Here is a 21,392-nt window from a genome sequence, read left to right as displayed (position 1 = left end):
TCTTGTGTAAATGTATAGTTCACCTTATATAGAATCGTCACAGAGTTCAGCTTCAGGGGATAAGTTTGATAACAAAAGGAGGGCCTGATTGTGACCCATCCACACAAGCGCAAAAGAAGGGGGCCGCTCGCGAGGGAGGCCCAGATCGCGGGGTGGCTGTTTGTATCGCCGATGGTGCTTGGGTTTACCCTGCTGCTGCTATTTCCCATGGGTCTCGCGTTATACATGAGCCTGACTGATTGGCCGCTGCTGGGGGATCATCATTTTATTGGACTGGATAACTACCGCGATATTATGACAGACGCCATGTTCTGGAAAGTGCTCGCCAATACGGTTTATTTCACAGCAGGTCTGGTCCCGCTTAATATTTTGCTCGCCCTGCTACTCGCGTTGCTGCTATCCAGAAACTTGCGGGGGATCGGAATTTTCCGAACAGCGATCTTTGTTCCAGTCATGACTTCGTTGATCGTGTGGGCCATCGTGTGGAAGCTGATGTATGCAACAGAGTCAGGATTGATTAATCAGCTTCTGTTGATGGCGGGCATCAAGGGTCCGGCTTGGCTATACAATAAAGATTTGGCAATGCCTGCGGTGATTGTAACAAGTGTGCTGAAGAATGTAGGTCTGAATATGGTGCTGTTCATTGCAGCCATTCAGCAGGTACCGCGTTCCCTGTACGAAGCAGCAACCTTGGACGGTGCGGGCAGAAGAGGAACCTTCTTTCACGTTACCCTGCCGATGATCACACCAACGGTGTTTCTGACTGTGGTCATGACCGTGATTGGTTCACTTAAAGTGTTTGGGCAGATCTATGTGATGACACAGGGTGGACCGAGTAACAGCACCAAGGTATTGGTTTATTATATCTGGGAAAAAGCATTCAAACTATTTCAATTCGGCTATGCTTCTGCTCTCGCCTATGTGCTGTTCTTCATCGTACTGATCCTGACACTGCTGCAATGGCAGCTCCGAAAGAGGTGGGTATTCAATGAAGGCGATGCCTAGCCCTTCGGGGAGGCAGATAGGAAGTACCCTTGGGACGTATTTATTGCTGACACTGATTTCGCTAATCATGATTGTTCCGTTTATCTGGATGATATCGACGTCATTCAAGGAGCCCCAGAGCATATTCACTTATCCACCACAGTGGATACCGGAATCATTCCGATTTCAGAACTACATCGATGTCTTTCGACTGATTCCGTTTCACCGTTTTTATTGGAACAGTATCTACATTTCTGCGTTGGTTGTGCTGGGGACTGTGTTTTTTGCTTCACTCGCCGGTTATGCATTCGCCAAAATTCCGTTTAAGGGACGTAATGTGGTATTTCTCATCCTGCTGAGTGCCATGATGATTCCCCATGAGGTGACGGCAATTCCGATGTTCCTGTTCATGCGGCAGCTGGGGTGGATTGATACTCATCTTCCGCTGATACTACTGCCAATCTTTGGCGCCGGCGGTGTATTTGGCATCTTTGTGATGAGGCAGTTCTTCATTACGGTGCCAACGGAACTGGAGGAAGCGGCGATGATCGACGGCTGCAACCGATTCCGAATATATGCGCGAATTATGCTGCCTATTGCCAAGCCGGGTATGGCTACGCTGACGATCTTCACGTTTGTGACGATCTGGAATGAGTTCTTCGATCCGTTGATTTTCATTAACTCGCGTGATCTAATGACGCTGCCACTTGGGTTATCCCTGTTTACAGATGAAGTGGGTACAGCCTGGCAATATCTGATGAGCGCCACCGTCATGGCGACCTTGCCGCTGTTAATTGTCTTTTTCCTGGCACAACGGCGCTTCATTGAGGGGGTTGCCATGACGGGACTGAAAGAGTAAGCCATGAAATACGTGCAAAGGCGAGCAATACGTGCAATAGAACGGAAGGAGGGACAACATTTGCGTGAACGGATGAGCATGGAAAAGGAAGAAGCAGATGTGGTTATTGTGGGCGGAGGTCCAGCGGGTATAGCGGCAGCCATTGCGGCAGGACGACAGGGTGTCCGCACAGTGCTGGTGGAGCGATACGGATTCGTGGGCGGGATGTCCACTGCCGCTATGGTCTATCCCTGGATGACTTTCCATACGGAACATGGTGAGCAGGTCATTAAAGGTATTGCGCAGGAGATTGTGGATCGTTTGCAGACGCGTGGCGGCTCCCCGGGGCATTTGCGTGATACAGTTGGATTTGTGCACAGTGTCACGCCGTACCATCCAGCTATCTTTCAGGTGGTAGCGGCAGAGATGTTGCAGGAGGCTGGTGTCCGGCTGTTATTGCACAGTTTCGTGGATGAAGTGGTCGTTGTGGATGATCGGGTGGAAGCGGTGCGAGTAACCAACAAGTCTGGACGAAAGGAGTTCCAGGCGAACGTATTCGTGGATGCAAGCGGTGATGCAGATCTGGCTTATCTTGCGGGTGCTTCGGTGGCAAAAGGGAGAGATGGCGATAACCAGTCACAGCCGATGACCATGAAATTCCGCATGCGTGGTGTGGATCTTGGACGAGTGAAGCAATACATGCAGGAGCATCCGGAGGATTTCTATGTGAAAACGCCTTTTGCAGAGCTGGACAACATTCCGTTAACCGGGGTGAGCGGCTTCTATTCCCAATGGAAAAAAGCGGGTGTGCCGATTAATCGCGACCAAGTGCTGTTTTTTACCGGACCGGCTGACGATGAAGTGCTGATTAATTGTACCCGGGTGCAGGGACTCGATGCGACGGATGCCGAGGATCTGACCTCTGCTGAACAGGAAGGGCGGAAGCAGGTGCTGATGATGGCTGAATTTTTGCAGCGTGATGTACCAGGGTTCGAAGGGGCTTCGATCTCCGCAGTAGCACCGCAGATTGGTATTCGTGAATCGAGACGGATAATTGGGCATTATGCCTTGACCCAGGCGGACGTGGTTACGGGACGTAAATTTGACGATGTGATCGCCAGAAGCGGTTATCCGATTGATATCCATGACCCATCGGGTCAAGGTGTTATGGCTGCCTTTATAGAGGGAGACGGGGCGTATGATATTCCGTATCGCTGTCTGGTCTCTTGCAATATCCGTAATCTGCTGGCGGCAGGACGCTGCATCTCCACCACACATGAGGCGCATGCAACGACAAGGCTGACGCCAAGTTGTATGGCTACCGGGGAGGCCGCCGGGACAGCGGCTGCACTAACCGTGAAGATGAAGCTTGATCCGGTGGGACTGCCAATTGAGCTGCTACAGGCGGAATTACGTCGCAACGGAGCGGCGATCTAACGGATGAGTTGATTGTGGACGAAATTGGGCAGATTACGGATTGGACGAAGTATTAGTTGTGGGAGCGGGATGAATCATTAATAGTGGACGTGGTGTGAATGTTTATTTCATACGCGGAGGGCATTAGTTTTAACGAACCTGAGACGTCTAATTTGGGGCGATAAGTTGAAATGAAAAATGTAACGAATCTCAGTGAAGCTATTTTACTCAAAACCCTGAAATAGGGGTGAACTTGGGGGGAATCGGAAGAGTAGAGCATCTACGATTCGTTAGATTAGAAACTATCCCCAAAATGACTAATAAGCTTCCCCCAGTTCGTTAGAAAATCGGTAGGAAGCTCGTGTGATTTTGATTTTATGAGCATAACTGAGCCACAAAGCCTCCAATCCACTGCATGGGTGGGTTTGGAGTCTTTGGGGCTCTCTCATTCTTTTCATTTAAGGGTTCTTTCCTTCATATCTTCCTTCGCATCTAATCAATCACGAAGTCTCGGTTCCGTCATGCTCCTTCATGTTTCGTTTGTGTTCATGCTTTATTCTCCGCGCTTCATTCATTCAGTCATTCAGTCATTCAATTCATGCGTGCCTCAAGTCGCTTTGCGACAATGGACAGTGTGTAGTTGATGACAAAATACAATACGGCTGCGAGCAGCAGAGCCGGGATAATATAATCGAAACTTTGACCGCCAAGGATCTGCACGTTGTGCATCAGCTCCGGCAGGGAGATGATGATCGCCAGTGAAGTGTCCTTCAGGAGTGAGATGAACTGGCTGACCATTGGCGGGGACATGCGGCGTAGCGCCTGTGGCATGATGATGCCACCAAGGGTCTGCATGTAGCTCAAGCCCGAGGAGCGGGCGGCTTCTACTTGACCGCGTTCAACTGACTTTAGACCGCTACGGACGATCTCCGCGATCATCGCGCCTTCGAACAGGCTCAGTCCAACGACGGTGGACCAGAAGACGGACATTTTAATCCCGAGCTGCGGAAGTACGATGTGGATGAAGAAAATGATAAGCAGTAGCGGCAGATTGCGAATCGTATCCACGATCACCGCGACGATCTGTGACAGGACAGGGATACGGGTAAACCGCAACGTACCCAGCACGGTGCCGAGCACAAAGCTGAATACAATAGATAGCCCTGCTACCTGTAGGGTGATCAGGAATCCTTGAAGCAGGTAACGGAGGTTGGGCCAGGCATAGGCCCCGCTAAAGTCCATATTTCATCGGCCTCCTTCTGTATGCGGGAATGGAATATCGAAGATTCAAGAGATGGGGCATGGACTGTGTATAACTCAAGCGCCGTAGAAATGAATTCAATATGCACTGTGACATGATCACCAATGCCAGTAAAACACAGACGATCCAGTACTCATTTAAACCACCTGGATAAGCCAATATATCTTCCTAAAAATCTGCGCATACATAGGTTAATCTGTTACATGGTGACCTGACCTGCCGGTTTGTTCTCCTTCGGTTTGCCCTTGGTGCTGCGCACCTCTGCATCACTCTGTCCGAACCTACGCTCCATATAATGCACCAGAAAGCTGAGTGGTAGCGTCAGCACCAGATAGAACAGCGCAACAATAGTGTACACACTTAGCGGCTGGAACGTATCCGAGTTAACGATGTCTGCAAAATACATGAGATCCATACCGGCTACGACGGCCAGAATGGATGAGTTTTTAACCAAGTTGATGAACTGGTTACCGATGGACGGCAACACAATCTTGATCGCTTGGGGCAGAATGATCAGGTTCATGGCCTGTACATAGGACAAGCCGGAGGATCTTGCTGCTTCCAATTGTCCCCGCGGCACCGTCTGAATGCCCGCTCGGATCGCTTCGGCAATGAAAGCGGCGGTATAGATGGTCAGACCCAGCGTACCGGAGACAAATCCGTCGAGCGAAATGCCGAGTGCAGGCAGTCCAAGATAGAAGAAAAACACAACCAACAGCAGGGGAATGTTTCGGATAAATTCCACAAAAGCCGTGCCAATCCAGTTCAGCGGTTTCACAGGGGATATCCGAAAGATAGCCAGAATTGCGCCAAGGATAAAGCTGCCGATCAGAGCCGTAATGCTCACTTGAATGGTGTTCAGGAATCCTTCCAGAAAACGATCCGAGTGTCGCATCAGTACGTTGAAATCCAATGTGCCCATATAGGCGAAGCCTCCGTTCTCCAGATGGTGAAACGGCGATTACGCCTGCTCATGCATCACATCCAGCAGACGAAACCACCGCTACTCATCATTAATCAGGATTACTCGGGCTTGGAGCCCAGCCATTTCTCATGTAATGTGTCATATTCCCCGCTGTCTTTCATGCTTTTGAGCAGCGTGTTGACTTCTTCCACGAAGGCAGTGTCGCCTTTGCGAATAGCCATACCATAAGGTTCACTTGTGAAATTGCCACCAACCAGTTGGAAGCTGTTATCCGTCTGTTGCATGCCGATGAGAATGATGTTATCCGTGGTCAGCGCTTCGCCTTTGCCTGCTTTGAGAGCAGTGAATGCATCCTGATAGTTATCGAATTCGAGCACTTCAGCATCAGGGGCTTTCTCGCGAATGTTCTGAGCCGATGTGGAGCCTTTCACCGCGAGTACTTTCACCCCGCTGAGGCTTTCCAGGCCGGTAATTGGACTATCATTTTTCACCAGCAGGGATTGGCCTGCCTCGAAGTAAACATCACTGAAATCCACCTGTTCCTTACGTTCATCCGTAATCGTCATTGTGGCGATGATGATGTCGATGTCTCCATTTTGCAGCATGGGAATACGTGTCTTGGAAGTGACCTCTTTCAGTTCGACCTTGGTTTCATCTCCAAGGATCTGTTTGGCGAGGGCCTTGGCGATATCAATATCGAATCCTTCAACGTTGCCGCTTGCGGGATCTTTCAATCCGAATAGCTTTGTATCATATTTCACCCCGGCAATGAGTTTGCCGCGCTCTTTAATCTGCTCGATTGTTCCTTTGGCTTCAGCATCCCCGCCAGAACCGCCACTACTGCTCTCCTCGCCTGTGCTACAACCTGACAATACCAGCGAGAGAATGAGGACGAGTATGAATGATGGCCATACCAATATTTTTTTCATGAAAAAAGACCCCTTTCAAAATGGAATAGTGGATTATTCTCAATGATGAATCAGACGGCTCAGGAATTGTTGTGCTCGTTCTTCTCTGGGGTTGTCAAAAAATTCAGCAGCGGTGGCCTCTTCTACAATTCGGCCTTCGTCCATGAAGATGACCCGGTCCGCAACTTCGCGGGCGAATCCCATCTCATGAGTAACGACGACCATGGTCATGCCATTATGGGCAAGAGAGCGCATAACATCGAGAACTTCCCCGATCATCTCAGGATCGAGTGCAGAGGTAGGTTCATCAAACAGCATGATTTTGGGTTCCATGGCCAGTCCTCTGGCGATGGCTACCCGTTGTTGTTGTCCACCGGACAACTGGGAGGGATAACTGTCTGCTTTGTCGGCAATGCCCACCCGGGTCAGATACTTCATTGCCGTTGATGCTGCCTGTTCTTTGGGTTGTTTGCGCACCTTCATGGGTGCAAGGGTAATGTTATCGATGACTTTTTTGTGAGGATAGAGATTGAAGTGTTGAAATACCATGCCGATGTCACGGCGGAAGAGGTTGATGTCCACCTTTTTCTGATGCAGAGGAATCCCACTGACGACAAGTTCACCTTCGGTAATGGTCTCCAGGCGATTAATACAGCGGAGTAATGTGCTTTTGCCGGAGCCGGAAGGCCCGATAATGACGACGACTTCTCCTTCTTCGATGTGAAGATGGATATCCTTGAGGACATGAAAATGACCGAAATGCTTCTGGACACCCCTAAATTCAATCAAGAGTACACCCCATCCTTTCTGCAACGTTTGTTTTGGAAAAGGAATAATAAGGAATAAGTTGAAACTAGTTGTTTAATCATACATAGTCATCCTGCTTATGGCAATTGGTTTGTGATAAAACATGACATAAGTAATGGGTTTCCTAGGACTGTAGCCAGTAAATGTGTTATGTATGTGTCAATTTATTAAATACCTTGTGACGAATCCTGACAGAAAATTGAACCTATTCTCCTAGTTGTTTTCCAACCTTTGGAATAGTTGTATAGAGTATACTGATAGTGATGTTGGATTTATGACTTTGAATTATAAAAAACAAATAGCATCAAGTTCCACGTGTACATGGCAAAAAAGCTTAACCTTGCACTTCTTGCCATTGATATGATTGATCTCATAACAATTCCATTACAGGTAGAGAGGATGATTCTGCACGATGAATACATATCACTCCCCATTATCGACAGGAGCAAGTGCCCAGTTCGATATTCGAGCTTATGAAGCCGATTTGCCAGTCATTCCTGCTCAGGATTTTCAGCTTACAGACTATGGGGCTGTTGGAGACGGCTTAACGGATAACACAGAGATGTTTCGGCTTGCCATCACGGCATGTGCCGAAGCAGGAGGTGGCAGAATTGTGATCCCTGCCGGAGTATGGCTTACAGGTCCGATTGTAATGCGCAGCCGGATTGAGCTGCATGTCGAAGCTGGGGCATTGGTGACGTTTAGCCGGGATTTTGATCAATATCCCTTAATTGCATCGAGCTTCGAAGGCTGGCAGGTTGTGCGTTGCCAATCTCCGATCGATGGTGATCAACTGGAGGATATTGCGATTACCGGTGAGGGGATATGGGATGGTGGCGGCGAAGCCTGGCGTCCGGTGAAACGTTCCAAAATGACCACTTCACAATGGAACCGATTGGTCGCTTCAGGGGGTGTTGTAGAGCAAGGTGGTGGCGGTGAAGAAATCTGGTGGCCATCCACAGCTGCACTTGAAGGCGGTATCATTGCAAATCGTTTGCATCAGGAGCAAGTGCGTGATGTCGCTGCCTATGAAGAAGTTAGAGACTTTCTACGTCCCAACATGGTCAGCTTGCGCAGATGCAACCGGGTACTGCTGGATGGCCCAACGTTCCAGAACTCACCTGCATGGAATCTGCATCCCTGGGCATCCGAGCATATCACCATTCGTAACGTGAGTGTACGGAATCCGTGGTTCTCACAGAATGGAGATGGGCTGGACATTGAATCCTGCCGTCATGTGGTGGTGGAGAAGAGTGTGTTCGATGTCGGTGATGATGCGATCTGTCTGAAGTCAGGCAAGGATGCCGAAGGTCGTGAGCTGGGTCTTCCATCGGAGTATATCACCATTCGGGAGTGCACGGTGTATCACGGCCATGGCGGGTTTGTCATTGGCAGTGAAATGTCCGGTGGTGTGCGGCATGTGCGAGTATCGGATTGTACGTTTATTGGCACAGACATTGGACTTCGCTTCAAAAGCGCACGTGGACGCGGCGGGGTGGTTGAAGATATTCAGATTGAGCGCATTTATATGAAGGATATTATTATGGAAGCCATCTCATTTTCCTTTTTCTATGCCAATCAGGAAGGGTCTGCCCGGGGCAGTGACTTGTCTCAGGAGATTAGCGAAGAGACCCCGGTGTTTCGGGATATTCGAATCTCGGATGTGGTCTGTGCCGGTGCGGACACTGCGTTGCTCGTGAGTGGGTTGCCAGAGCTGCCTTTGGATGGCGTTAGAATCGAGCGTTACAACGTGCAAGCCCGCAGTGGGATCCAATGTGCTCATGCGAAGCATCTGCATATTGCAGACTTGCAGGCTCAGATTACTGAAGGTCCGCTGGTTCATTTGCACCAGTGCAAAGGTGCGGAGTTAGAGCGCATTCAGGGCGAAGGTGCAGATGGCCGACTTCTGATGGTGACCGGACACGAATCTGCGGGTATTGTATGTCGTGAAGGCGATGCCGATACAGACGGTCGACAGATCTCTGTTGGTCCTGAAGTACGAAGTGGTGTGATCATTCGCAGGTAAAGGTATGTAGTAGGCTTGTAGAAGCAGGTCTATTCAGCCGCAGCGGTGTAGCCATCGATCCAGTGATCGTGATGCCTTTCGACATAAGAATACACAATCTCTGGAACAAGGCTACCCACTCGGCTTTTATATGAGGTGTCTCAGGATCTACCGGTGTTCCTTGCGATAGCGAAGTGGTGTTGTACCGGTGACCTGCTTGAATGTTTTGTTAAAATGAGCCGTATGCTCAAATCCTACTTTCTCTGCGATCATTTGTACACGCTCTTGTGTGGACAGCAGTCTCCGCTGTGCCTCGCGGACTCGGACAACACGCAAATACTCGCTGAACCGAAATCCGGTAAATCGGCTGAACATTCGGCTCAGATAGGAAGGGCTGATATAGAAGCGATTAGCTGCTCCCTCCAGCGTAAGTGGTTCGGTATAGTTGTTATTTACATATGTAACAATCTCACTGATTTTATCCTGCATCGGATGCAAAGGACCTGGGCATGACTGCCGAATGACCTCCTCTACCCGATGAATACGAATCAAAAGTTGGGCGAGCAGACTTCTTACGGCGATCTCATAGTGAGGACGGCGTTCTTTGCACTCTTGCAGCATCTGCCACAGTATACGCTCCATCTCGGGCTGTTCCGCCTCAGGCAGACGAAGGAGTCTGGAACAATTAAAAGGCAGCAGACCACATATGCCGAGCTCCATCCCCGTTGCAAAAGCAGGCGAAAAACCGATTAAGATTCGTTCAAAGCCCGGAATGCTTCCTTTGGAAGTGGTATGTACATCATGTGGATTGATCAGAATGAAATCACCCTTGCGAGCAGACAGAATCTGACCATTCATGGAATAGACGCGTTCTCCTTCGAGCAGATAATACAATTCGTAGAAAGGGTGAGCGTGAGGCTGAGGCATACCATTCCCGTCATGTCTGCGCATATGTTCAATGGTGAACGCATGTTCACCGATTCGATATTTGGGTCCAATCCGATCCTCTATGAGACTCATGGTACAGCTCCTCTCTGCTTCACGGAGTAACAGCGATATCCATATCATAACGGAAAATCCATCTTTTTGTAAACGCTATCATTGGAAATGAAATATTTCTTTAATCATATGTAAAATACCTGGTGAACGAATCTGACATGGGCCATGTGTGCTGTCAAGGTGACAAAACTTGCATGATGTTTTAGAGTAGGGGGAGAGAGGCGAAACTCTGGTTAAGGAGTGTCTCCAATATGATGTAGAAGGAAGGAATCAGGTTATGACGACACATGAATTATCGCCATTGGTTGCTGCGCTCAATATGCAGCCTCACGTTGAAGGCGGTTGGTATAAGGAAGAATGGAAGGCATCTTATCAGATTCCACAGTCCGTGCTGCCGGATACCTATTCCGGTCCACGATTCTCGGCAAGTTCCACATATTTTCTGTTGCATGCACATGAAATCTCCGAGTGGCATACGGTTCTGTCCGATGAACTCTGGCTGTGGCATAGTGGCAGTCCGGTTGAACTGAAGCTGGGCGGCAACGGGGAGAACCCGGAGAACGAGGAAGTGCTTGTTCTGGGAATGGATATTGCTGCGGGTCAATCACCACAGGTGCTCGTTCCTGCCGGCGTATGGCAGACAGCGCGTCCCCTTGGCGATGAGCCTGTCCTGGTAACTTGCGTAGTAGCGCCAGGTTTCCACTTTGATGATTTCAAGCTTGTATCCAAAAGCGAATAGAACCTGATATAGAAATAAGGAATAAGAAATAAGAATCCCGATCCAGGTGCATAGGCATCCGAATCGGGATTTTTCTCTTTTGGCAATAACTACTCCCTTGGATTCTCGTTACTCATCCAGCTGTCCACATAAAACTCCTCGTGATAATCTGGCTGCTGTGCGAGTTCTTTGAGCTTCTGTTCAGCTTCTTCAGCGGTAGAATATTCTCCAATAACTGCTGTAAACTGACCAGTGGACGTTTTGAGGAAGGAGATGTCCTCATCCGGATAGGATTCTTTAATTATACCCATCGATTCTCCAAAAGGCATTGATTCTGTACGGAGAGAGTATACCTTCCGAGGGGTGACCGGTTTGCCGTCGGAAGTCAGTTTCACTTCCAGGTATCCAGGGTTCTTAAATTCCGTGACGGCATACTGTACCCCTTCTTTTAAAACAACTACAAATCCGATGGAAGAGTCATCTAAAATCATGGAACCATAAACATCTTTCACTAAAGGCTGGGTCATAAAGTCGGCTTTGACTCTCTCTACATCCATGTAACGTGCACCGCTAAACGTGAAGAGGACACGATTCGGTGCTTCTTTGTGTTCGACATTATAATGAGGTGCATCATTAGTCTGATCTTGCTCGTCGGTGCTAAAATTGATTTTAAGCGTATTTTCGGTTGCTTCCGATCCCACGGTTACTCCATCGGTAATCTTGCCGCCATCGCCGAATTGAAGTACCTGAACAATCGTTCCGACCACAGGTATTTTGACCATGGCGTTTGCAACAGTAGGAATGTTGATAATGAGCAGCAAAGCAGCACATGCTGCCAAACTGGAAGCGTAGCGAATGATACGGGATGAGCTTTTGCGAGCGGCAGCCTTTTGCTGGGCACGACGAATAACATCTGAAAGTTGAGCTGGAATTTCAATGTTTTCATAACGTTCTTTACTAGTCATAGATCTCCAACCTCTCCTTCGATTAAATCCATTTTTAATTTGTTGATAATCCGATAGAATTTTGACTTCACGGTATTCTCCGACAGGGAGAGCACTTCAGCAATCTCTCGAAAACGCATATTACCAAAAAACTTTAATATAATGTAGGCTCTATCTTCGGGCACGAGTCGATCCAGTGCATCATACAGATCCATTTTCTCTTCCACGGATGCCCCTCGCTCTGGAGCCACAAACTCTTGTACATGATCCTCCATATAGGTCACTCGCTGGTTGCGCCGAATATGATCTATCGCTGTGTTAATCACAATTCGTGACATCCAGGAATCGAAATAAGTCATGGATTCCATCTTTCCATAAGCGATGAACCCTTTATAGACCGCTTCGGATACGATATCCAGCGCTTCTTGTTCATTTTTAACATAGCAGTACGCCAGTCGATATAATTTATTCTGTATCTCTGTTATTTTTTCGCTGAACTGTTCTTCTTTTGTCTTTCTATGGTTCAGTCTAATCACTCCTGATCCCCCCATGATAAACCTAAATATTCAAGTCACTGCTCGTTCCAGGCCTGGATTCTATATACGTGCTTGAGTTCGTTTGACACTCGTTAGACTGATGAGGAGATCAAATAGTTCTAAACTGTCAGAAAAACTTTTTTCGGGCACTAAATTGGGCACTGAATAGGATAGCGAGTCTCGCCTCCATTCTTAACTACGAATAGATTGCCTATAACATCACATGACAAAACACCCGCTCTTCTGAGATCGAAGGCGGGTGTAATCGATTATATTAAAAATTAAAGTTGTCTGGATCAGAACCAAAGCGTTTGTTCTCGTTCAGGCCGTTAATCTGCTCGATTTCTTCCGAAGTTAACTCAAAATCGTACAGATCGGCGTTCGCGCGAATGCGCTCAGGCGTAACGGATTTTGGTATCGTTACAATGCCGTTCTGCAGATCCCAGCGCAGAATGACTTGTGCGGGGGACTTGCTGTATTTGGCGGCGATGTCCTGAAGCAAAGGATGATCCATCAGATGACCTTGTCCGAGCGGAGACCATGCTTCGATCTGAATCTGGTGTTTGTTGCAGTACTCCCGAAGTTCCGTTTGAATCAAAAGTGGATGAAGTTCCACCTGATTGACAGCAGGTTTGACCGTGGCATCAATCATGAGATCTTCCAAGTGATGAATCTGGAAATTGCTCACGCCAATTGCGCGGATGCGTCCTTCCTTGTGGAGTTTCTCCAGTGCTCTCCATGTATCTTTGTACTTGCCTTTGACCGGCCAGTGGATGAGATAAAGATCCAGATAATCCAGTTCGAGTCGTTCCATGCTTGCTTCGAAGGCGGACAGTGTGGATTCATATCCCTGATCGCTATTCCATACTTTCGTGGTAATGAACAGATCCTCACGAGCTATTCCAGATTCACGAATACCTTGAGCGACACCTGTTTCATTGTTATACGCTTTCGCTGTATCAATGCTGCGATACCCGGCTTGAATGGCCGTTTTGACAGCATGAACGACTTCGTCTCCGTCTTTAACTTTGAATACCCCAAAACCCAGCCATGGCATTTTGACTCCGTTATAGAGCGTGGTTGTGTCCTGCACGTGTTTCATGGTCCGAAATTCCTCCTCTGATTGATTCATTGTTTCATTATGTAATTACCCTGCTGTTCAGCAGCCAATCGATATCGAAGGGCCGTCATGATTGATTATACTAAAATCCCCCTGGTATTGGAAAAGGGACAGTCCATTTTACGAAGTCAACGCCTTATATGTCCTTTTTCGCCAAGCAGAGGTTTGGATTTGACGCTTGTGGGTGATAAGATGAAGTATACGAAATATGGAAGTTATGACTTCGCTAGTGGAGAGTTTACATAAGAAACGATGGAGTGCGGAATCGGATACAGGCCGGGCCGTGCGATTAATGATAAAGGAGCAAGATTACAATGGCTAAACCCAAACAAACCAAAAAAGCAGCAGCCTGGTCTCTCGTGGTGATGGGCGCGGGATTTGCAGCATCCTTGCCGTTCCAGGGCGTTCCCGTGGGCAAGTTGCTGGTAGGATCATTTGAAGCAGGACTTGTAGGGGGACTTGCAGACTGGTTCGCAGTGACTGCTCTGTTCCGTCACCCGCTCGGCATTCCCATTCCGCATACGGCATTGTTACCGAAGAATCGGGATAAAATGACAGAAGGTCTGGTCTCCGCAGTAGAGAATAACCTTCTCAACAAAGACAGCATCACCGAGAAAATTGCAGATTTCAAAGCAGCGGAGACGGTGCTCGATACGTTGACGCGTGAGCTTCACAATGACGGGATCAAGACCATGATTGATACGCTTTGCAAACGAATTCTGGCTGGTCTGCCGTTAGAGCAGATTGCTCCACTCGTAGCGGGTGAGATCAAGTCACAGGCGGGCGCCTTTGATCTGGGTCCGATTCTGGAACGGGCTGCCCATCAGATGACAGAGCGAGGTTACGATGCCAAGGCACTGGACTACGGACTGAAGCAAGCCGAAGAGTGGTTGGTTAAACCCGAAACTGTGATGTTTTTGGGTGAAAGCGGAATGAGAGCGATCAGCGGCATTCAAATGAACGGATTGATGCAGTTTGCGATGAATGCATTCCTTGGTTATATGAATGAGGAGCGTCTGGGTGGCATTTTGCAAGGATATCTCTTCGATCGGGTAGAGGATATGAAACGTGAAGGCAGTGCACTGAGGTACAAAGTGCTTGATATGGTACGTACCCAGACGGTGCGATTGGCAATGAGCGAGGCTATGCAAGATGGAATCAACGGCTGGAAGAACAATATGCTGGAGGGATGGAACGCAGAGGAAACGGTGCTGAACAAACTCACCGAACTGAGAGACAAGGCACTCGCCGCGATGGAAGATGGACAGTATGTAGATACGTATGCACTGCCTGCCATTGAACGGGTATTGGTTGACCTGCGGGCAGATCACGAGTTGATGACAAGCATGAATGCCAAGATCGTAGATGGCGTCACAACACTGCTGGAGAAAAATCATTCCAAAATCGGTAACCTCGTGCGTGAAAATGTAGATAAAATGGACAATGCCTCCTTGATCTCAATGATTGAGGATAAGGTGGGGCAGGATCTCCAGTGGATTCGGATTAACGGAGCGGTTACCGGATTTATTATCGGTATTGCGCTCACCGCTCTGCGGATGGTGCTCGAATAGAACAGTTAAGTATGGCAAAAAGGAGGGCCGCTCTAACCAGGAGCAGGCTCTTTTTGTCGTGGGTGGGAAAATTATCATGTTTCTGTTGCAAGAATTAGGAAACGGGGTAATGTACACCAAAGTACCCTGAATGAATCATATAGGAAGAAAGTTACATGAAAACGATCCTGTTAGCCGATATGGCTCATGTTGATTTTGTACTATGATGCAGGTAACAGATGAATAGGGTGGGCTTCACCTATGGTGAATGCGCCGATTCTACCAAGAGGAGGGATACGTATTAAACGTGCAGGGTGGTTGAAGGGTTTATTCACACTAATGATGGTGTTTACTATATTTCTGGGAGGTTGTCAGAACATGAATGCAAGTGAGAAAGAAGCTCTATACCAGGAAGCTGAGGCAACTGTAATTCAGCACTTCAAGCAGAAGTTCGAGCTGGATGTTGTGATTACAAGCAAAGAGTTGTTGCCGGAAATGGCAGTGTCCCAGATTGGGATGAAAGGGCATGTGAAAGATCATGAAGATCAGAGCTTTGGCATTTCGTATGACTACAAAAAGAAGGTAACCAAGAACCTGGTCATTAGCCCTGAGATTGAAGAAGTGATGATGGCCAAGGGACACGATCCATACGCCAAATAAAGGGAGGTGCAGTTATTGAGTAACGGGTCCAATATTGATGATGAAACGTACAAAACGATGTCTGATCTGGCCTACCAGGATCAAAAGGCTGGAGACAAATTAACGGAACTTCCCGGATGGCAGGTCCTGGAGGGGACGGAAAGCAACAAATTTTCCGGTTTTGATGCCGTAACATTTTATAATCCCGAGACCAAGGAAGCCGTCATTGCTTATCGTGGTACAGAAGGAAGTGCGTCCCTGGATCGCTCCGTACCTGACTTCGTCATGGATGGTCGTATTGGTGGCGGAGAATTGATTCGTAAGGGCCAGCAGGAGGCCGGGAATTTTGTTAATAATCTTACGCCGGGTTGGGTCGAAGGCGTCAAGGACTTCACGGGCATATCCAAAGTGGAGGATTGGGCTGGTGACAGGGTAAGAGACGTGGAGAATTGGACGGGTGATCGCGTAAAAGATATTGAGAAAACCGTCTCCCCAACAGGCTGGGCTAATCAGATGTATCAATCCGAAGACTATGCAAATCACATGCAGAACAAGCATAAGGATCTGAATTTCTCAATGACCGGACATTCGTTGGGCGGGGGGAATGCACAATATGCATCTGCGTATACAGGAATTCCAGCCGTGACATTTAGTGCACCATCGGTAATGGGCAATTTGACGCCAGAAATGCGTCGCCGGGCTGAAGCGGGTGAGTTTGACGGGCAGGTTGTGAACTATGCCAATCCCAGTGATCTGGTAGCCAGCGGAACGCTGGGCGGATATGACCGACATGTAGGATCGACGTACTACATTAATTCCAATTATGAGGATGCAAACGATGGAGTGGGCATTATCGATAAGGCCAAGAACTCATTTGGCGGGGAAAACTATCACAGCCTGGATCAATATAATTTCAAAAATGGATACATATCCAATGACCTGTATGATCCGATTACGGGAGAGAGAATTCAATATTCACCACGCCTTATGGATCACATGGGACCGTTTGGCAAGAACTTCGGTCCGTTAGGTTCCAAGTCTGGCGGCGGTATGGCTCTGGGGGCAGGTGCTTCTGGCTTGATTCAGGTAACGCCCGAAGAACTGAAAAGTGTCGCCTCCCGGTGGAAGCAAAATGCACAGCAGTGCAACGCTGAGCTGAATCAGGTACGAAGCCGCATGGCTCAATACCTGCATACAAGCCGTAGTCGCAGGCTGGAGCCGATTGTCACCCAACTGGACGCGTCGATTCAAGAACTTAGCACATGGCATATGAAACATACCAGCCAGTTCCTGAACTTTATCGATGAGAAAGCAGATGCCTTCCGGCAGGCGGACGAGAGTCCGGTTCATTTTAATTAGGAACCAGGTTGGTTAATGTCGATATCACGTACATGGGGGAGGGGAACGCAAGTGGGTGGACAATTGCTGGTGGAATTGAATGATCTTCGAATTGCGGAAAAAGAACTGACACAGCTGCTTGCCCGTCTGCAAGCCGATGAACAGGAGGCGAGGGCGCTATACAGTCGCCTGAATGATTGGAAAGGGCAGTCTGCTGATTATACAAGGCAGCAGATTGAAGAGTTTTTTGCGGGCCTGTCCAAACGTATTCAATCCATCGAAATGCAGAAGAAAAGCTTGCTGCAATATATCGAGATTATGATCCAGACGGATCAGGAACGCTAAAGAGTGGTATGGCTGATGCCACATTGCGGATGGCAATCAGCATGGATAGACAAAAAGAAGCCTATGGTACATCGGGGTTGATCCCGGATGCCATAGGCTTCTTTTTACTTCAATGTGTCTCAAGTTATTGTATGCTGCAAATCGTTCTTAGCGTTTTTTGCGACGTGTCGCCAGAGCGATTCCCAGGAAGGAGAGGATCAGAGCCAGAATAGATACAATCAATGTGGCCTGTTGAAGCTTCAATGTGCCCGGGTCTGTATCCGTGTTATTCGGCTCACCTGTAACGGTGTCGTTAAGTGCATCGCCCAGCGTGGTGTCATCGTTTGCTTTGCTATCGTCGTTAGCCGCGTTATCACCGGTACCTGCTTCTGTACCTGCACTATCATGTCCAGTACCAGCGCTATCATGATCTCCACCTGCCGCAGCATTACCAGCAGCAGCAGGATCTTCGCTGATGGTTGTAATACTATGCGGATTGCTGTCACTTGGCTGGCCTGTCCATTCTACGATGCTGCCATCGCTGTAATATTGGAACGCATCCCAAGCGACTTCAGCTTCTGCTTTAGGATTCTGTGCAACGAAGTTGAATTGCTGGAATTGTCCTGCCAGAATACCTTCGTTATCGCCGTCAATTTCCCATGTAATCGATGTGACTTCATTGGAATCGTTTTTCTCAGTGGTGATTTTCCAGCCTGCCAGTGGTTGATATTGCTTGAATGCCACCCCTTCTGGAACTTTCATGGTGATTTTGGTTGTCGGCAATTCTTTCTCGGAAGGAATCTTAATCGTGTACGTCTGCCATGCGCTTGTCTGTGCAACGGATGGGCTGACAGTAACGTGGGCGCTGGCGAATCCAGCGAATAACATAAATGCTGCCGTACCTGTTGCAATAGTGGATGTTAGTTTGGAAATCCATGATGTTTTCTTCAAAATAAATAACCCCTCTCAGTTCTTATCATATATGATGCGGCCCATTTTCTTAAATGAGTGTCTACGTTCTGCAAAGGCCGTTTCGGTTACGAATGGTTCTTTCGATCACCGTTATTCCCGAAATTTATTGATTCAACTATATAAATCGAACTAAAGATGTTTTACACATGCACTCCGATGACAGAATAACCTTCCAATCGCTGTTATCCCCAGATTTTTTGATTCCCTTTTCTCAAAGGGGAAAATCTGGTGATAGCATATGCTTCCGAAGCAGCTTTCTTTCAGAAAGCTTTTAGGCGAACGCTTCGCTTTTTCAGGTTTTTTCTGTCCTCTACGTTTCGGTGTAAATAATAGTTCAATTTATATAGTAATAAGTTGAGATCCGGGAATAAAGGCGAGTGCTTCGCCTCTCCAGAATCAATTTCGTTCCCTTCACTACATTTGCAGTTCGTAGAAACACTAATGTTAGATTGGGTCACTTTTCAATATCAACGTTGTGTAACTATGGTTTGGCGGTGTCGATTTCAAACTCGGCATCCAGTGCATCCAGCGTTTTGGTCAAGAGGTGTACCTTGATATTCCAACGTCCAGGCATGGAGATGTAATCTTCAGCCTTGTACACACCGGTGTCGTTTTTCGGAATGGTGATCTCATAGATCCCCATATCCATGTCCAGATGTGTGAGTGACAGTGTGATCTGCTCCAGATCATTGATGATACTGCCATCTGCACGTTTCACATCCACTTCGAATTGGTTCTCTCCCGTCACATTGGGACTCACCTGAAGTGTGATCGACGAGCCATCTTCTGTAGTCTTTGTCTCCTGATACGGCCCGACTGCTGCTGGTTGCCCCGGTGACAGATGTGTCAATACGGCGGCCAGAGCGAGAATCACAGCACCAGTAGCAAGCTCGGCTTTCAGGCTGCCGGACAATCTGCTCCCCGTTGCTGCTCTTGCTAATCTGGCGTGACGCCATGCAAAGAGCACCATTACAATCAGCAGTACGATCTTGCCGATCAGGACAAGGCCATAAGCTGTAGTGAACAAGGAGGTCAGTACAGGTGCTGGAAGAATAATCAGACTGCTGTATATTCCTGTAGCAACCAGAGCGGCTACAGCACCAATCCCCCAAGCGGTGAACCTGCGAATGGCAGTCCAGTAGACTTCTCCTCGCACCTTGGAAGGCAGCTTGTCCGCGAGTGGGGGCAGACATATGGCCATCGCCGTCAATGCACCAATCCAGAAAGCGGCACCGATCAGATGCACGAAGTCCATGGCAATCGCGAGAGCACGTTGATCCGCAGCGGCCGGATGTCCCGTCATCGCATGAGTGAACAGCCACCCGAGCACAAGCACAAGTGACCCGTAAGAAGACCAGATGCGAGCACGGATGGATCGATCACGATCATATCCGGAGAGAATCGTGACGGCCAATAGCATTACAATGAGGATCTGTAGCATCCAGATTTGGCCAAAGGAAGTCAGTTTAAGCGCACTCCCGATCAGTGCCCAGCTTAGTTCGCTCAGAGCCACACCAGATTCGTATAACGTATTCAGTGGCAGGCTGACGAGCGCGGCAAAGGAAGCAGCAGCATAGCTGATCCATAACAGTTTATAGCTACCTGGAACGTCCATAGGCTCTCTTGTCATGGATGTCGGTGCGATTCGCAGCAACAAGAATGCGAGTGTTCCCAGAATGACAGACAATCCGAGATACTGAATCCAGTCTGTCAGGGATACGATCCATTTCAGCGGCCCACCTGTTGAACCGGAACCGGATGTAAGATCACTTAGTCCGGCAGGAGAACCGGACGGTTCTCCGATATGGAAAACATAGGCTCCTTGAATCGGGTGTCCATCGGCAGACACAGCTTTCCAGTTAACAGCATAAGTCCCGTTCCCGAGTCCGGCCCGCAGGCCAGTCTCCAGAATATGAGGGCGATCCGCATCGATCTGTACGGTTCCGTCATCTGCCTGAGTACCGTCAGGCCCGGTAATTTTAATATCATAAAAGGCCGTCTGCAAGGATTCGTTGAACTCCAGCGTCAGCCGCTCCGGAGCGGTAACGAGTATCTCATTCTCTCCTGGCGAAGCCTTAACAATATAAGCATGGGCAGATGCCCACTGTGGCATAACAAGGCAGCACACAAGCAACAGGCTGGTGACCAATGCCCAGTGCCGTTTGCCCCATTTCAGGGTAAAGCTTGTCAAAATCAAAAAAATCATCACCCTCAGGTTATAGATTTGTAGTTATTCCTGGCCCTTTAAACACAATCTATCCCATTATAACTTTGTCCAAAATGACTGCGTATGACTACATCGGGCTATAAAAAAACGATTTGGTCTTCAAAATTGTGACAAAAGCATGAATGTGTAATATGCAGAGCATCCATCTCAACCCATGTTACAAATCTCATATTGGTGTGCGATACGTTCGTGCTACCATTCACATATTGGTACGAAGCCACGCTATTTGCGAAGCTTACGTCCCGCAAGTCCGCTTTCCAGTGCGTAACGGGTGAGTTGTACCCGGTTTTCCAGCTGGAGTTTCTGCAAAATGTTCTTTAAATGATTCTTCACCGTCTGGTCTGATATACCGAGCTGATCGGCGATCTCCCGATTGGTATATCCAGCGGATACCCATTGCAGAATTTCAAGCTCCCGCGCGGTTAGCGGGTTATCTTGCACATCTTCACTGCGTGGTGCAGGGAATTCCTGCAAAATCCGGTAAGCCAGTTCCTTGCTAAGCGGTGCATCGTCGCTGACGATGGCACGAAGGTATTCAAGCCAGGTGGAAGGCGTTAGATTTTTGAGCAAGTATCCTTGAGCGCCTTGTTTGAGTGCTTCGAACAGAAAGGTTACATCATCCGATACAGTGACCATAACAACAATAACATAGGGGAATCGCAACTTGATCTGACGAGTGGCTTCCAGCCCATCCATGTCGGGCATCTGCACGTCCATCAGGATCAGGTCAGGCATCCATTGTCCGGTGAGCTCCAACGCCTCCTGTCCATTCGAAGCTGTGCCAATCACTTCAAACAGGCTGTCTTCGGATAAAATGCTACAGATCGCTTCACGCGCATGCGCATGATCATCAACAACCAATACACGTACATGTTCCATAG

The 21,392-nt window shown here is 48.3% G+C and carries 20 protein-coding genes; 9 read left to right on the top strand and 11 right to left on the bottom strand.

Annotated features, from left to right (window positions below; all coding sequences use genetic code 11):
• The first annotated feature begins 90 nt into the window (after nt 1-90).
• From ACTHPG_RS23775 to ACTHPG_RS23765, 3 genes are all read left to right on the top strand, one after another.
• Nucleotides 91-1,005 (top strand): carbohydrate ABC transporter permease, encoded by a 915-nt coding sequence (locus ACTHPG_RS23775; RefSeq protein WP_440391823.1) that lies wholly within the window; start codon nt 91-93, stop codon nt 1,003-1,005.
• On the top strand, nt 989-1,843 hold the full coding sequence (locus ACTHPG_RS23770; protein ID WP_440391822.1) for a carbohydrate ABC transporter permease: 855 nt from the start codon (nt 989-991) through the stop codon (nt 1,841-1,843). The genes ACTHPG_RS23775 and ACTHPG_RS23770 overlap by 17 nt, the downstream gene beginning before the upstream one ends.
• Nucleotides 1,844-1,921: 78 nt before the next feature.
• On the top strand, nt 1,922-3,259 hold the full coding sequence (locus ACTHPG_RS23765) for an FAD-dependent oxidoreductase (protein WP_440391870.1): 1,338 nt from the start codon (nt 1,922-1,924) through the stop codon (nt 3,257-3,259).
• A 570-nt stretch (nt 3,260-3,829) separates the two neighbouring features.
• Here the strand turns inward: ACTHPG_RS23765 and ACTHPG_RS23760 are convergent.
• The 4 genes from ACTHPG_RS23760 to ACTHPG_RS23745 form a co-directional block, all read right to left on the bottom strand.
• Nucleotides 3,830-4,480, bottom strand: a complete 651-nt coding sequence (locus ACTHPG_RS23760) for an amino acid ABC transporter permease (protein ID WP_440391821.1) — start codon at nt 4,478-4,480, stop codon at nt 3,830-3,832.
• A 218-nt stretch (nt 4,481-4,698) separates the two neighbouring features.
• Nucleotides 4,699-5,421, bottom strand: a complete 723-nt coding sequence (locus ACTHPG_RS23755) for an amino acid ABC transporter permease (RefSeq protein WP_440391820.1) — start codon at nt 5,419-5,421, stop codon at nt 4,699-4,701.
• 101 nt (nt 5,422-5,522) lie between these two features.
• Nucleotides 5,523-6,353 carry a transporter substrate-binding domain-containing protein gene (locus ACTHPG_RS23750; RefSeq protein ID WP_440391819.1) on the bottom strand — a complete coding sequence of 277 codons (831 nt, stop codon included), beginning with the start codon at nt 6,351-6,353 and terminating at the stop codon, nt 5,523-5,525.
• Nucleotides 6,354-6,392: 39 nt separating this feature from the next.
• Nucleotides 6,393-7,121 carry an amino acid ABC transporter ATP-binding protein gene (locus tag ACTHPG_RS23745; protein WP_076332616.1) on the bottom strand — a complete coding sequence of 243 codons (729 nt, stop codon included), beginning with the start codon at nt 7,119-7,121 and terminating at the stop codon, nt 6,393-6,395.
• 430 nt (nt 7,122-7,551) lie between these two features.
• On the opposite strand from ACTHPG_RS23745, the gene ACTHPG_RS23740 reads away from it, so the two are divergent.
• Nucleotides 7,552-9,165 carry a glycoside hydrolase family 28 protein gene (locus ACTHPG_RS23740; protein WP_440391818.1) on the top strand — a complete coding sequence of 538 codons (1,614 nt, stop codon included), beginning with the start codon at nt 7,552-7,554 and terminating at the stop codon, nt 9,163-9,165.
• A gap of 147 nt (nt 9,166-9,312) precedes the next feature.
• Here the strand turns inward: ACTHPG_RS23740 and ACTHPG_RS23735 are convergent, their stop codons facing one another.
• Nucleotides 9,313-10,164, bottom strand: coding sequence for an AraC family transcriptional regulator (locus tag ACTHPG_RS23735; RefSeq protein WP_440391817.1), 852 nt, complete (start codon nt 10,162-10,164; stop codon nt 9,313-9,315).
• A gap of 256 nt (nt 10,165-10,420) precedes the next feature.
• Between ACTHPG_RS23735 and ACTHPG_RS23730 the strand changes: the two genes are divergently transcribed.
• Nucleotides 10,421-10,882, top strand: a complete 462-nt coding sequence (locus ACTHPG_RS23730) for a cupin domain-containing protein (RefSeq protein ID WP_017691032.1) — start codon at nt 10,421-10,423, stop codon at nt 10,880-10,882.
• Nucleotides 10,883-10,971: 89 nt separating this feature from the next.
• Here ACTHPG_RS23730 and ACTHPG_RS23725 read toward each other — a convergent pair whose 3' ends face one another.
• The 3 genes from ACTHPG_RS23725 to ACTHPG_RS23715 form a co-directional block, all read right to left on the bottom strand.
• The gene (locus tag ACTHPG_RS23725) at nt 10,972-11,826 is read right to left on the bottom strand and encodes a hypothetical protein (RefSeq protein WP_440391816.1); all 855 of its coding nucleotides are present in this window, start codon (nt 11,824-11,826) and stop codon (nt 10,972-10,974) included.
• Complete coding sequence (locus tag ACTHPG_RS23720; protein ID WP_440391815.1) at nt 11,823-12,341, bottom strand: sigma-70 family RNA polymerase sigma factor; 519 nt, start codon at nt 12,339-12,341, stop codon at nt 11,823-11,825. The genes ACTHPG_RS23725 and ACTHPG_RS23720 overlap by 4 nt, the downstream gene beginning before the upstream one ends.
• Nucleotides 12,342-12,615: 274 nt before the next feature.
• Nucleotides 12,616-13,443 (bottom strand): aldo/keto reductase, encoded by an 828-nt coding sequence (locus ACTHPG_RS23715; RefSeq protein WP_440391814.1) that lies wholly within the window; start codon nt 13,441-13,443, stop codon nt 12,616-12,618.
• 332 nt (nt 13,444-13,775) lie between these two features.
• On the opposite strand from ACTHPG_RS23715, the gene ACTHPG_RS23710 reads away from it, so the two are divergent.
• The 4 genes from ACTHPG_RS23710 to ACTHPG_RS23695 all read left to right on the top strand — a co-directional run bounded on the left by ACTHPG_RS23710 (nt 13,776) and on the right by ACTHPG_RS23695 (nt 17,333).
• Nucleotides 13,776-15,032, top strand: coding sequence for a DUF445 domain-containing protein (locus ACTHPG_RS23710; protein WP_440391813.1), 1,257 nt, complete (start codon nt 13,776-13,778; stop codon nt 15,030-15,032).
• Nucleotides 15,033-15,389: 357 nt separating this feature from the next.
• On the top strand, nt 15,390-15,671 hold the full coding sequence (locus ACTHPG_RS23705; protein WP_440391812.1) for a hypothetical protein: 282 nt from the start codon (nt 15,390-15,392) through the stop codon (nt 15,669-15,671).
• A 15-nt stretch (nt 15,672-15,686) separates the two neighbouring features.
• A complete protein-coding gene (locus tag ACTHPG_RS23700) occupies nt 15,687-17,009 on the top strand; it encodes a lipase family protein (protein ID WP_440391811.1) in 1,323 nt (440 codons plus the stop codon).
• A 51-nt stretch (nt 17,010-17,060) separates the two neighbouring features.
• Entirely contained in the window at nt 17,061-17,333 is a 273-nt protein-coding gene (locus ACTHPG_RS23695; protein ID WP_091018402.1) for a hypothetical protein, read from the top strand.
• 147 nt (nt 17,334-17,480) lie between these two features.
• Here ACTHPG_RS23695 and ACTHPG_RS23690 read toward each other — a convergent pair whose 3' ends face one another.
• From ACTHPG_RS23690 to ACTHPG_RS23680, 3 genes are all read right to left on the bottom strand, one after another.
• Nucleotides 17,481-18,263, bottom strand: a complete 783-nt coding sequence (locus tag ACTHPG_RS23690) for a YcnI family copper-binding membrane protein (protein ID WP_440391810.1) — start codon at nt 18,261-18,263, stop codon at nt 17,481-17,483.
• Between the two features lie 502 nt (nt 18,264-18,765).
• Nucleotides 18,766-20,481, bottom strand: a complete 1,716-nt coding sequence (locus ACTHPG_RS23685) for a copper resistance CopC/CopD family protein (protein WP_440391809.1) — start codon at nt 20,479-20,481, stop codon at nt 18,766-18,768.
• Nucleotides 20,482-20,733: 252 nt separating this feature from the next.
• Nucleotides 20,734-21,390 carry a response regulator gene (locus ACTHPG_RS23680; protein WP_017691021.1) on the bottom strand — a complete coding sequence of 219 codons (657 nt, stop codon included), beginning with the start codon at nt 21,388-21,390 and terminating at the stop codon, nt 20,734-20,736.
• Nucleotides 21,391-21,392: the final 2 nt, after the last annotated feature.

Source organism: Paenibacillus sp. SAF-068 (assembly GCF_051967555.1).
Classification (GTDB): domain Bacteria; phylum Bacillota; class Bacilli; order Paenibacillales; family Paenibacillaceae; genus Paenibacillus.
The sequence above is the reverse complement of the archived record's forward strand: the minus strand, read 5'-3'. Positions and strand labels throughout refer to the sequence as shown.

Coding starts and splice junctions, on each gene's coding strand:
- ACTHPG_RS23770 (WP_440391822.1), top strand. CDS start 989: ATGAAGGCGATGCCTAGCCCTTCGGGGAGGCAGATAGGAAGTACCCTT.
- ACTHPG_RS23765 (WP_440391870.1), top strand. CDS start 1,922: ATGGAAAAGGAAGAAGCAGATGTGGTTATTGTGGGCGGAGGTCCAGCG.
- ACTHPG_RS23760 (WP_440391821.1), bottom strand. CDS start 4,480: ATGGACTTTAGCGGGGCCTATGCCTGGCCCAACCTCCGTTACCTGCTT.
- ACTHPG_RS23755 (WP_440391820.1), bottom strand. CDS start 5,421: ATGGGCACATTGGATTTCAACGTACTGATGCGACACTCGGATCGTTTT.
- ACTHPG_RS23750 (WP_440391819.1), bottom strand. CDS start 6,353: ATGAAAAAAATATTGGTATGGCCATCATTCATACTCGTCCTCATTCTC.
- ACTHPG_RS23740 (WP_440391818.1), top strand. CDS start 7,552: ATGAATACATATCACTCCCCATTATCGACAGGAGCAAGTGCCCAGTTC.
- ACTHPG_RS23735 (WP_440391817.1), bottom strand. CDS start 10,164: ATGAGTCTCATAGAGGATCGGATTGGACCCAAATATCGAATCGGTGAA.
- ACTHPG_RS23730 (WP_017691032.1), top strand. CDS start 10,421: ATGACGACACATGAATTATCGCCATTGGTTGCTGCGCTCAATATGCAG.
- ACTHPG_RS23725 (WP_440391816.1), bottom strand. CDS start 11,826: ATGACTAGTAAAGAACGTTATGAAAACATTGAAATTCCAGCTCAACTT.
- ACTHPG_RS23715 (WP_440391814.1), bottom strand. CDS start 13,443: ATGAAACACGTGCAGGACACAACCACGCTCTATAACGGAGTCAAAATG.
- ACTHPG_RS23710 (WP_440391813.1), top strand. CDS start 13,776: ATGGCTAAACCCAAACAAACCAAAAAAGCAGCAGCCTGGTCTCTCGTG.
- ACTHPG_RS23705 (WP_440391812.1), top strand. CDS start 15,390: ATGAATGCAAGTGAGAAAGAAGCTCTATACCAGGAAGCTGAGGCAACT.
- ACTHPG_RS23680 (WP_017691021.1), bottom strand. CDS start 21,390: ATGGAACATGTACGTGTATTGGTTGTTGATGATCATGCGCATGCGCGT.